The organism is Acetobacter sp. DmW_125128 (assembly GCF_008704325.1).
In the GTDB taxonomy this organism is placed as follows: Bacteria; Pseudomonadota; Alphaproteobacteria; order Acetobacterales; family Acetobacteraceae; genus Acetobacter; species Acetobacter oryzifermentans.
Genome location: NZ_VHOP01000044.1, coordinates 23,261 through 34,843, shown reverse-complemented (window position 1 = coordinate 34,843; position 11,583 = coordinate 23,261). Strand labels below are relative to the sequence as shown.

Annotated in this window: 9 protein-coding genes; 2 read left to right on the top strand and 7 right to left on the bottom strand. The window is 52.8% G+C overall.

The window, feature by feature from the left end; translation table 11 throughout:
- Positions 1–91 precede the first annotated feature (91 nt).
- The 6 genes from FKW19_RS12535 to FKW19_RS12510 form a co-directional block, all read right to left on the bottom strand.
- Positions 92–1,351 carry an FAD/NAD(P)-binding oxidoreductase gene (locus tag FKW19_RS12535; protein WP_035353629.1) on the bottom strand — a complete coding sequence of 420 codons (1,260 nt, stop codon included), beginning with the start codon at positions 1,349–1,351 and terminating at the stop codon, positions 92–94.
- Positions 1,352–1,452: 101 nt separating this feature from the next.
- A complete protein-coding gene (locus FKW19_RS12530) occupies positions 1,453–1,689 on the bottom strand; it encodes a DUF3297 family protein (RefSeq protein WP_003624557.1) in 237 nt (78 codons plus the stop codon).
- A 101-nt stretch (positions 1,690–1,790) separates the two neighbouring features.
- Complete coding sequence (locus FKW19_RS12525; RefSeq protein WP_089179312.1) at positions 1,791–2,555, bottom strand: hypothetical protein; 765 nt, start codon at positions 2,553–2,555, stop codon at positions 1,791–1,793.
- A 41-nt stretch (positions 2,556–2,596) separates the two neighbouring features.
- Entirely contained in the window at positions 2,597–3,559 is a 963-nt protein-coding gene (locus tag FKW19_RS12520) for an HlyD family secretion protein (protein ID WP_089179311.1), read from the bottom strand.
- Positions 3,560–3,574: 15 nt separating this feature from the next.
- A complete protein-coding gene (locus tag FKW19_RS12515; protein ID WP_003624554.1) occupies positions 3,575–3,775 on the bottom strand; it encodes a DUF1656 domain-containing protein in 201 nt (66 codons plus the stop codon).
- Position 3,776: 1 nt separating this feature from the next.
- Positions 3,777–5,861, bottom strand: coding sequence for an FUSC family protein (locus FKW19_RS12510; RefSeq protein ID WP_006116410.1), 2,085 nt, complete (start codon positions 5,859–5,861; stop codon positions 3,777–3,779).
- 313 nt (positions 5,862–6,174) lie between these two features.
- Between FKW19_RS12510 and FKW19_RS12505 the strand changes: the two genes are divergently transcribed.
- Together FKW19_RS12505 and FKW19_RS12500 are read left to right on the top strand one after the other, a co-directional pair.
- Positions 6,175–7,323: a DNA repair exonuclease gene (locus tag FKW19_RS12505; RefSeq protein WP_089179310.1), complete on the top strand. Its 1,149-nt coding sequence runs from the start codon at positions 6,175–6,177 to the stop codon at positions 7,321–7,323.
- The gene (locus FKW19_RS12500; RefSeq protein ID WP_089179309.1) at positions 7,320–10,025 is read left to right on the top strand and encodes a GTP-binding protein; all 2,706 of its coding nucleotides are present in this window, start codon (positions 7,320–7,322) and stop codon (positions 10,023–10,025) included. The genes FKW19_RS12505 and FKW19_RS12500 overlap by 4 nt, the downstream gene beginning before the upstream one ends.
- Here the strand turns inward: FKW19_RS12500 and FKW19_RS12495 are convergent.
- Positions 10,009–11,475 carry a carbohydrate porin gene (locus FKW19_RS12495; protein WP_063354390.1) on the bottom strand — a complete coding sequence of 489 codons (1,467 nt, stop codon included), beginning with the start codon at positions 11,473–11,475 and terminating at the stop codon, positions 10,009–10,011. The genes FKW19_RS12500 and FKW19_RS12495 overlap by 17 nt on opposite strands.
- Between the last annotated feature and the right edge of the window lie 108 nt (positions 11,476–11,583).

The following is an 11,583-nucleotide window of genomic DNA, read 5'->3' as shown; positions in this document are numbered from 1 at the left end:
CATAAGAGTGAAGTAAAAAAAGCCTCCCGAAAATATCGGGAGGCTTTTTTTATGTCTGCTTTCTGAAAAGGGGGATCAGAAAGGCCGGAACTTATTTCTTCACCCATTCCGGATGGTGCGGCATTTCAATATCCCGCCCTTTCAACATCATATCCCAGTAAACACGCGGGAATACGGTTGTCTTAAGGAACCATGCAAAGCGGCTAGGCTTGCGCTGATCGTAAGGGAAGCTGGGGGCAGGTTTGCCGCCATACAGGAATTCCGCCAGAATAATCTTGCCGTAAGCAACGGTTAGCGGGCAGGCGCCGTATCCATCGTAGCTGCCTGTTAGCGGTTTGCCATCCAGAGATGCCAGAACGTTTGCTGTTACCACTGGGGTTTGCGCACGCGCAGCGGCCATGGTTTTGGCGTTGGATGTGCCGATAACATCGCCCATACCAAAGATGGAAGGATACTTGGCATGCTGGAGCGTGCTGGGGTCTACATCCAACCAGCCGCCTTCATTCGCCAACGGACTTTTTTTGATGAAGTCTGGAGCGCTCTGTGGTGGGGTGACATGCAGCATGTCAAACTCTTTCACCACATTTGTAACTTTTCCATCTGGCCCGGTAACAGCAAAGGTTGCCTTGTGTTCCGGCCCGTTTACGGCAACCAGTGTATGCTTGTACAGCACGTTAATGCCATAATAATCTACGGCTTCCTGCAAACCGGGGCGATAGTAAGCCACCCCAAACAGCGCATCACCTGTCATGCAGAAATCTACATTGGTGCGGTTAAGCGTGCCTTGCTTGCGCCAGTAATCAGATGCCAGATAGGCAATTTTCTGTGGCGCGCCAGCGCATTTGATAGGCATCGGCGGCTGGGTGAACAGTGCCGTGCCACCGGAAAGGGATTGGATGCATGTCCATGTATATTCCACAGTATCTTTGGAATAGTTACTGCACACGCCATTGCGGCCCAGCGTATCTGTTAGCCCTTCAATCTTATCCCAATCCAACTGGAGGCCGGGGCAAACAATCAGGCGGTTGTAAGCAACGGTGCGGCCATCTTCCAGCGTAAGCATGTTATTATCTGGCTGGAAGGATGCTGCCGCAGCACGCAACCAGGTGCAGCCTTTGGGAATAACGCCACCTTCCTGATCCAGCGTGCTCCGCAGCTTCATGACGCCTGCGCCAACCAGTGTCCAGCCGGGCTGATAGGCGTGGGTGGTTGCGGGGTCTATAATGGCAATATCCAGTGTGGCCCGTTCACGCAGTAGGCGGGCTGCTACGGCAATGCCAGCAGATCCACCACCCACGACAACAACAGTGTAGCGTAGATCTGGTGTTGTGGAGTTTTCTGTTTGAGTCATGGAAGTCTCCCTGAATCTCACGTTGACGTGGGTGTACTATCCCAAACATCTACAATTTAATAAAGTATTTAATTGTATTTGGGATATGTGTGGAGGGCAGGTCAGTCCTTGACCCACACTTCAACCGGGCCGCTTAGCTTCATGGTAAGGGGGTTGCCACGCCGATCTACCGTTTTGCCCACGGCCACACGTACCCAACCTTCGCTGATGCAATATTCTTCAACGTTTGTTTTTTCTACGCCTTTAAAGCGCACGCCAATGCCCCGGGCCAGCAGGTCTTCATTATAAAAAGGGCTTTCCGGGTTTACGGAAAGGCGGTCGGGCAGGGTATCAGACATTTAGAGAGTCCTTGATATATCGGTTAAAAGTGCACCGACGTTTTAAGGGCTTTCATATTGAAAGACCATGCTCGATCTGCATTTACAGCGCAGAATACGGGCTAGTGGTTGCCTTGGGTTGAGGTTACAACAATTTTCCCTTTGCCATCACGCTCTGTGGCTAAGGTGCCGGTGGCTTTATCCACTAAAATATTGCCTGCATTTTCAACATGCAGGGCCGCCACGGATGTTTCACCGTGAAATACAGCGTCTGCCGTGCTGTTAGAGGTGATTTCCAACGCCTCCAGCTTACCTTGTTGGGTTGTAAAGGAGGCAGAACCACCAAGATAAATAGCCAGAGCCGGGGCTTGCACCTTCCCGATCATGAACGGGGCAGAAAGTGTGGAACGCAAACGTGCAGAGTCAGCCAATACAGGAATGGTGATAGCGCCAGTGGAATCAGAAGTAACATTCAGTTCCGCAGTGCGCCCTAGTGTTACGGCTCCGCTGCCAGCCTGAAGAAAAACAGGGCCTTTACGGTCATCCACCTGAATGGCTGTTCTGCCTGTGCTGGTAATAACCAACGGCATATTGGGAGGCGTGGTGAGCGTAAGCTTGGTATCTGTCTGACAGTTTTGCCCTGCAAGAGACAGGCTACCATCAGAGTTGGTGGCAAGCTGTAGGCCTGCTGGCCATTGGCCATTTGCTGGTTCAGGCTGCGTTACGCCTTTTTGGGCGCGGATATGCAGGCTGTTCAGACAGGGCGCTACAATATTGAGTGTCGGGGTTCTGGTTTTTTCTGCCCCACAGGCAGTAGAGGGCAGAAAAACCGCCAAGCAAAGAGCCATTGCAGCGCAAAGTTCTGAACGAAAAAAAGAATACAGCATGTCTTCTTTTTGCCAGTGCCAGAGGGGTGCGTCTATCTGTTTTAATGGCGCAGCCCACTGCCGCCAGTGCCGCCCATTAAGGTATCGTGCATACGATCCAGTGCTTCGGTGAGTGTATCATGCGCGCGTTTGCCTTTGCTGCCCACAACAGTCACCGTGCTGGTCATGCCAGCAGCCAACTGGGTGCCGGGGGGAATACTGTCTATCTGCACACGCACAGGAATACGCTGCGCCAGACGCACCCATGTATAAACCGGATCAACTGATGGCAGGCCCTGCGTTGCTGTGGCTGCGTTGGCGGTTGCAATGCCGCGCGTAAGGCTGACAACATGGCCCCACATAGGCTCCCGATACCCCATCAGATCCAAGCGTACCCGATCTCCAACGTGAATGGAGCGAATTTTTGTTTCCTCAAAATATCCATCCACCCAGTAGGATGAGGCATCAATAACCTCAATATTGGATTTGCCTGCTGTTGCGTAATCACCCACACGCATGATGAGGTTATTGACGTAACCTGTTACCGTGCTGCGCACATACGTACGATCAAGGTTGATTTTGGCTTGGGAAAGATTGGCCAATGCCTGCGCATAAGCAGCTTTGGCAATGTCTGCCGTGGCTTGATAAACCTGTTTTTCTTCGCGGGAGGCCGCAGCATCTGTCAGCCTATCACGCCGAAACTCCTGCGTATCTTTCAGCGCCATATCCGCCTTGCGCTGGTTGACAACAGCCGTTGCTGTGGCCAGCGCTACCTTGAAGTCAAACGGATCAATTTCGTACAGAATATCTCCGGCATGAACGAACTGGTTATCTCTTACGCGCACAGCAATAATCTGGCCTGAAACACGAGGGGCAATATCTGCAACCTGTACACGCACTTGTCCGTTTCGGGTCCAGGGGGCGGCTGTGTAATAATCCCACAGTACAAAGCAAACAACGGCCGCAATGGCAAGAATGGTCACCGTTGTGATAAACTGCAGGACGCGGCGGGCGCGCTCAAACACGGTCGGAAAGCCCTTTCACAACAAAATAGTGTAAAGGCCGATAAGGCATATAAGAATGCCAAATTCAGCCAGAGGCAGGTTCCATACCACGCGGCGGGCACGTACTTTGGATAGAACCGGGTTAAGAGCCAGCAGGGTGGCAATAGCCAATCCGGCATGGACAACAAAGGACGAAACAAGCAGCCCGCCTATATCCAGAACAGGGCGTAATTCCATGTTAGCGGGCCTTCCATTGCTGATCTGGCACAGGAACAAGATCATACAGATGCAAAGCGGAACGGTTGTGTTCCAGCAAATGTATGGCGCCAACCATGGCGGATACGGCAGCAAGGGCCGTAGCCATCTGGCCATGTGGCAGGTTGATGGAGTGATCAAGCAGAACGCGGGCTTTGCGCTTCATGCGGTAAAGTGCTGAATCCACGTTGTAGATAATGGTGGCGCGGTAGGCGGATTCCGCATCCAGCCGAATGGCGGGAATAGTGGCGGCGCGTTGCAAATGGCGGCGTGCGCGGGCCAGTTCCACGTTCAGTTCATCTAAACTGGCAAGGCGGGAGAAAACGCGCTGTTTTGCCTTGTTGTTAGGCAGGTAGCGGTTCCATTCCAGAATACGGCAGAGCCGATCATAATGGCGGCTGATAAGGGCGGAACCGGCTTGTTCGCCATGCCCTTCAAACTGAAGCAGCAAATCGTGCCCGATGGTAATGCCAACTCGGAAGCGCCTGCCTGTGGCAGAAGGGGGCAACAACAGCACCAGTGAGATAAAGATAATAATGGCTGCAAACAGGTACAACACGTTGCGGTCTATAAACGCAGAGGGCTCATAGTTCTGTTGGTTCGCCACTCCCAAAATCACAAAGAAAAAGACACCCGCGTTAAACCCAATAGTGGCTGTTTTGGGGTTCATCAGCAGTAAGCAACCGCCAAAGATAATGGGGAGAATAGCCATTGCCAGAAAAGGCATGTCTGCACCGTGGGGCAGCACTCCAAAGTTCAGCACTGCGGCCACGGCAATAGCCAAAGGCGTACCTATAAGGGCACCCATACCAAAACCGCGCGCATTGTACGTGGTGGCGGCCAAGGTGAGGATAATGGCAACCTGAGACAGCGCGCTGTAAGTGGCGGGAATATCAGAGATAATGCACAGCCCGGCCGCGACGGAAAATCCAATCAGGGTGCGCAAGCCATTGAGTAGGGCCGCAATAACATCATGATGCTGATCAATCTTGAGTTCTGGCGCCTGTGTGCGAGCACGTTGCCCATGTTGGAGCGCATCTATGCCATCTGCTGCCCAACGCGCATCGGACAGAAGCGCCATGGAACGTTCAATCAGCCACGCTTCATCCAGCGTTGGGCCAAGAGATGCTTCCTCTGCGTGGGCTTCCTTGGCCAGATCTTCCAGATCATGCACAGCTTGAAGGGGAGATTCTACCGGAGTACCATCTCCAAATGATGTGCGAATATGTTTGAGTATGGGGCCAGAGATGTTGCCCCGGCGCAGCACATTGGCAATGGCACGGCTACAGGTTAGCATTTCTAGCAAGGCCACCATGGCGGAGCGCGCACCTGCAAGGCGCAGCTTGGCATCAGCAAGCTCGGTTTTGGCAAAGGAAACCTGAGATGTCAGGGCAATAATTTCGCCAGCCAGCCCCGCGCATGTCATGTCATCTGGTACGCCGTGGCCTGCTACGGCATCACGCGCAATACGTTGCACCATTTCACCCGTGCGGCGCAGATTGGCTGCCAGTTTTTCAAACGCGGTGGGAGACCCAAACACATCGTTAATGGCAGCGGTGGCTGCAATGCCAACGACAATGGCCGACACACGGTTAACGGTGACATCAAAAATAGAAGCCGGGTTATCAATACAGCTAATGCCCACAATGGCTACGGTGTAGCCAGAAAGCATGGCTGCATAGGCACGGAAGTCTCGCTCCAATGTCCCCATAATGGTGCATAACGTTAACCATAGCGCCACGCCGCCCAGAAAAACCCCACGCTCTTGATTAAAGCAAGCGGTTAAAAACAGCGCGACAAATGCCCCAATAATTGTGCCAGCCAGCCGGTAAAGGGCTTTGGAGAGCACCTGCCCACGTGTGGGCTGCGCCAAGATCATAACAGTAACAGCAGCAGAACCGGGGGAGGAAAGCTGGAGCCAGAAAGCTGTGGCAAGTGCCAGAACAGCAGACAGCCACGTGCGCAGACAAAACAGAAACCAGCCATGTGCGAAGATGCTGCGTGGCAGGGGAAGAAACAGTGTCTTCCAAGATCCCATACGGAATGCTGCCGGTGTTTCTGTTGTCATGTCTGCTCTGTCTTTAACCTCTTTGCTTCATATTAGGGGGCATGCCATTTCCGGCCAGACAAGGCGGGTGAGAGCGAATCTCGCAGTATCAGCATGCTTCTTAAAATAAAATATAATCTTTGGCGTGATGCCATGAGTGATGAGGGGGGTTGCGCTTAACGCGGGTCAGGCCAGATGGCGAGGGTGTGAATTATATCTAACCTAATGATAAGATAAGATGAAGTGAGGTTAAGGGATGGCTGCTCACGATCTGGGTATGTCATGGAAAAGTGAAATTTTTCTGCCAGTTGCGTGATGGAGTGCACCAGAATTCATGAAATTTATCCACACATCAGATTGGCAGATCGGCAAGACATTTAGTTTTGCAGATGATGATACACTGGGTGCGTTACAGGCCGCGCGTGTAGATGTTGTGCGCACGATTGGCGCTTTGGCGCGGCAGGAAGGGGTGACCTGCGTATTGGTGGCGGGCGATATTTATGAGCACGAAACACCAGAAAGACGCACATTGCATCAACCCATGGAGCGGATGCGGCAGTTTCCCGATGTGCAGTGGCATCTTATCCCCGGTAACCATGATGCGGATACGGCAGAGGGTGTGTGGGCACGTTTAAGGCGTGAAGATGCGGTGCCAGACAATGTGCATCTGCATACATGCCCACAAGCGGTGGAAATAGATAAAACATATAATGCGTGGTTGCTGCCTGCTGTGCTCAAGCGGCGGCATACGCTTTCTGATCTCACCGATTATATGAATGATGCGGCCACCCCGCCAGAAGCCTTGCGTATTGGATTGGCGCATGGATCTGTTGTCGGGTTTAGTAATGGACAGGAAGCCGAGCATAACCCTATTGCGCTGGATCGGGCAAAGCAGGCTGGGCTTGCCTATCTGGGGTTGGGAGATTGGCACGGCTTTTGCCAGATTGATGCGCACACCTGTTATTCTGGCACCCCGGAAACAGACCGTTTTGTAACAGGTGGCGCAGGCGGCGGAGAAACGCTGGTTGTGTCAGTAGATGGTCCATGTGCTCAACCTGTTATTTCTCGGCATCGAACGGGTAAGTATCTCTGGCGCAAACTGGAAGATATTGTGCTGACCAATGGTGAAGATATTGAAGCATTGGAAGCCCGTGTAAGAAGTATAAATCCGGATAATCCTAGTGTTGTTATGGCATGGCTGGAAGTTTCTGGCCTGCTGGGTGTGGATGATTTGCGTAAATACGAGAGTGTTATTCTCTCGCGCTTACAAAGTGCGGTGGCGTGTTTACGTATAACCGGCGCTCCCCAACTGGTTGCAGGCGCACAGGATCTGGAGCGGCTTGAAGCCTCAGCAACGGTAAAGGTGGCTGCCCAAGAACTGCTACAAATGGTTGAGCGGGGGGGTGAGGAAGGTGCCGTGGCAAGGGAGGCCCTGCAAAGGCTGTTCCTGTTCTGGCACGAAGTAGAAGGTGCCGCAGCATGATTCTAACAGATATCCAGCTTGAATGTGTGCGTCGGTTTACATCACCAGTGCGTCTGGAAGGGTTGGGCGATGGGCTGAATGTGCTGGCCGCCCCGAATGAGGCCGGTAAATCCACATTGTTGATGGCTCTACGGGCAGCACTAACCTTACGTCATGGTTCCAAAGCCCAATCTGTAAAAGACATGCAGCCCTATGGCGGCGGTGCGCCCCATATTGGCGTCGGGTTTGAATGGAGTGGTAAATCCTGCTGGTTGGAAAAACGCTTCATGAAGGGCGCGTTTGCGCGTCTTGATCTGGGGCAGGAGCGTTTTGATGGGGATACAGCAGAAGAACGCCTGAATGCTCTGCTGGAGTTGGAGAAAAACGGCAAAAGCGAAGCAACAGGTTTGTGGAATGCTCTTTTAGTACGCCAAGGGGAAAGTTTTGCTGCGCCCGTTCTGAACAATGCAGGCCGTTCCAGTATTCAGAACTGTTTGGAACAAGGTATTCAGGAAGTCACCGGTATTGCTACAGCAGGGGCTATGCTGGAGCGTGTAAGGGCCCGGTTGGGGCAGTTACAGACCGCAACTACAGGCAAACCCACAGGGCGTTATAAGCAGCTTCTGGAAGATCAGGCCAAAGCAGCAGAAACGTTGAAAAGCCTGCATGCCAAGCGTGCTGCGCTGGAAGAAGATCTGGTTTTACTAGAACAAACACGCCGTATGTTGCGTGAGCAGGAAAACCCAGAACGGCAAAAACAGGAAGAACAAGAACTACATAAACTGCGGGCCGTACGAGACCGCCTGCGAAACTTGGATGCAGAGGAAAAAGCCGCGCAGGCCAGAAAAGCCGCAGCAGTGCAGCAGTTGCAGAATATTCGAGATGAAGAGGAACGGCGACAAGAGCACCGAGCCGAATGCGCGCGGTTAGAGCAACTCATTGCGGCCAGTAAACAAGATCTTGCAGAACTGGCAGAATACGAAAAAGTTGCCAATTTGCGGTATCAGGCTGCTCAGGCCGAATGCCTTAAGGCAGTACAGCGCCATCAGGTGCGGCGTGCTGTTTTGCATCATGGCATGCAGCAGCGCGAAGTGCAGCACATGGAAGCAGCACTTTTGCGCCAGCGTGAAAACCTAAAGCATGTGCAGGAAACTTTTGTCCAAATAGAACAGGCGCAGGCCGTTTTTGATGCGTTACCTATGGACGAAGCTAAAATCCAGCGCGTGCGTAAAGCAGCCCAGAAAGTGGCAACGCTGGAACAACAGTTGCAAGCGCAAGCCACTGTGCTGGAAATGGATTTGCTGCCGCAAGCTTCGCAACATGTTCTGTTAAATGGTCAAGTTTGTGCATCTGGTAAAAGCCTGCTGCATGCTCCTGCTGAACTTCAGATTGAAGGCATTGGCCGGTTTATTATTACCCCTTCGATTGGGGGAAATACGGTTGAATTGCAGCAGGCTCTTCAAACAGCCCAAGCAGCATTAGCAGATATTTTGCAACAGGCTGGCTGCCAAAATGCAGAAGAAGCCGAGCAACATTACGAAAAGCGCTGCTTGGCGGAACGTCAGCTTAAGGAAGCTAAGGCCGTTTTTGCTGCTACAGTGCCCAATAAAAAGAGCGCACCCCCTGATCAGGTTCTGTTGGAATTGCGGCAGGTTCTGGCTAGAGAAGAAGCAGCATGCACACAGAAAAAACAGGCCTTGGCGCAAAATCTGGCCAGCCAGATCGGAAGTGCTGAGGAATGTGATCTTAATTGCCAGCCAGATGAAGCCGTACAGCAGGAGCAGGATGCAGCCGTAGCGGTAGATCAAGCGCGAGAAAAAGAGCGTGATGCGCAACAGGTGTTGATAACGGCCCAAACGGCGTTGGATAAAGCCAGTGCTGCGCAACAGCAGCAGGTATCCGGGCTAGCCCGTGTGCAGCGTGAACTGGCGCTCTGGCAGGAGCGTGAGCCGGATGCAGCATTAGTCCAACGCAAGCAGGCCTGCCAGCAGGAGCAGGAAGCAGCACAAGCCGCCTTGGAGCATTGTGAGCAGGCACGCCAGAAAGAACAGCCTCTTAGCCTAGTGGAAAGTGGTATTCAACGGCGTGAACAGGCCCAGAAAACGGATGGCGAAACCATAGCCCGGCTGCGTGAAGATATACGTGAACGCGAAACCCGTGTGCGTGGAGCAGAAGGTGAAGGGCTGGATGAGCGCATAGCAGAGGCAGACCGGCACCAGCAGCGCCTGAATATGGAAGAGGCCGCCTGCACGCGAGATAGGTCTGCCCTTGTTTTGCTGGATCAGGTTTTAAGCAAGGCGGAGCAGGAGCAAACAGCACGCTATATGGGGCCGCTGGTGAAAACCATGCAGCCTGCATTTTCAGCTCTGTTTCCTGGCGCTGCACTGGAAATGAATGCAGATTTTGGAGTAGCTGCCCTTTCGCGCACTCAGCGGGAAGATGTGGCAGATCTTTCTGATGGCACGCGCGAGCAGATAGCTGTTCTGGTGCGTTTGGGGTTTGCTGAAATGCTGCATGCACGCGGTGTTCCAGCTATTTTGGTGCTGGATGATGCGCTGAGTTTTGCAGATTCAATGCGGCTGGAACGTTTGTTTGATGTGCTGGCAGAAGCCGCAAAGCGCTTTCAGATCCTTATTCTCACATGCCATGCGGAACTGTTCGCGCCATTGCGGGGCAGGATGTTAAGCCTGCGCCCGCAAGAAAGTTTTACATCACCACGTTGAACTGAAGGGCCATAACGGCAGCATCATGGAACACGGTGGAACCACCGGGGCGGTTGATATACTGGAAGTCCGGCTGCAAAGACATGCCATTGGCAACGTGTGCGTTATAAAACACTTCGTAGATGTTTTCGTGGGTTTGAATACCCCACACCTTGCCCCACTGGTTATCGGGGAAGGGCACGCCAGCAGCTAATGCAGCTTCCTGTTGCAGAACAGAGGCGCGGCTCATGGTCATCCACTGGAACATGGCGCCAACGCTATCATTGGGGCGGCCCCATGCTGCGCCAGTTTCTGTCATACCGGCCCATACGTGGTGAGACATGGCTGTGGTTTTACCATCAGACCACATCCAACCGGCCAGTGCGATCAGGCCATTAGTTGGGCCATCACCATTCCGCATCAGCATCTGGTCAGCCATAAACCATGCACTTGCGCGGCCTGCCTCGTATTGCGGTTGTGCGCCGGTTTGCACCCATGCATTGCCGTTTACGTCATTCAGCAGATTTTTGTATTTGGAGTTATCGTAGCCAAACCCAGCCTTATAGTGGCCCACCAGATGGTTGCGCCCGAAAGAAGGCAGCCAGCCAATTTCAACTGGGGAGGAAAACTTGCCCAAGCCATCCTGCGCCCAAGCCCAGCCAGAAATGCCGCCGTTATAAGCATGGGGGGAAACAGCAAACAGGCCCGCCATAATATAGGTTTGTTTTGTGGGCATAACGCGCGCAACAAAGCCGAGGTTACCAGATGGCCAGTCTCGCGCGCCTTCTGTGTATTTGGTGGGGGCTGGGTTCCCGCACATGGCAACGTTCATGTACATACAAAACAGCGGGGAGGCGGCAAAAAAGCTGCCAACCGGAATCCAGCCAGCGCTGATATCGATATGGTTGTGCAGAAAAGCATGTTCACCATACAGGTAAACAAGATGGGCCACCACGTTACCACGTGCACCGTAAATCTGCTGCACGCCGCCGAGTGAATCCCCAATGTAATCTGTGCTCAGGTTACGGCCATGCCCGTTTACCACCATCATGTGGGTCCAGAACCCTTTCATGATGTCGGCATTGGTGAGTTTGCCCCAGTCTACATCAAGCTCCACACCCACCTGTCCGGCATTATCCACACCTTTCCTGCGGCCGCCCCTAAAGTTGCCTGCAAGTTCTTCATGCACATCTGCCAGAATATGAATGCCGTGGTTGAGCAGCCAAGGCTGCGCGCCCCACCAGTTTCCAAAAAAATGATCCTTGCCATAGGGTGCAGAAAAAAGCGGGCCGGGATCTTCTACCTGATCGGCTTCGTTATCTACCTGCAAGCTGGGCCAAAGGCCCACGGCGCTGTTTCCACCTGTCAGCAACTGTGCATGCGCAGGTAAAACAACAAAAAAAGACAGAATAAGCAGGCAGGTCAGCCATAAAGCGCGAAAAGGAAAATGGAGGTGAAGGCGTTTAATCATGTTCCCTTGATTTTTATTTCTTTCGGCCACCTCATATTTCAGCAGAAAAAAGTGTGGCCTTGGGTTTCGGGATACTGCGGTTCCCGTTTTCTAAAGCAATTTTTATGC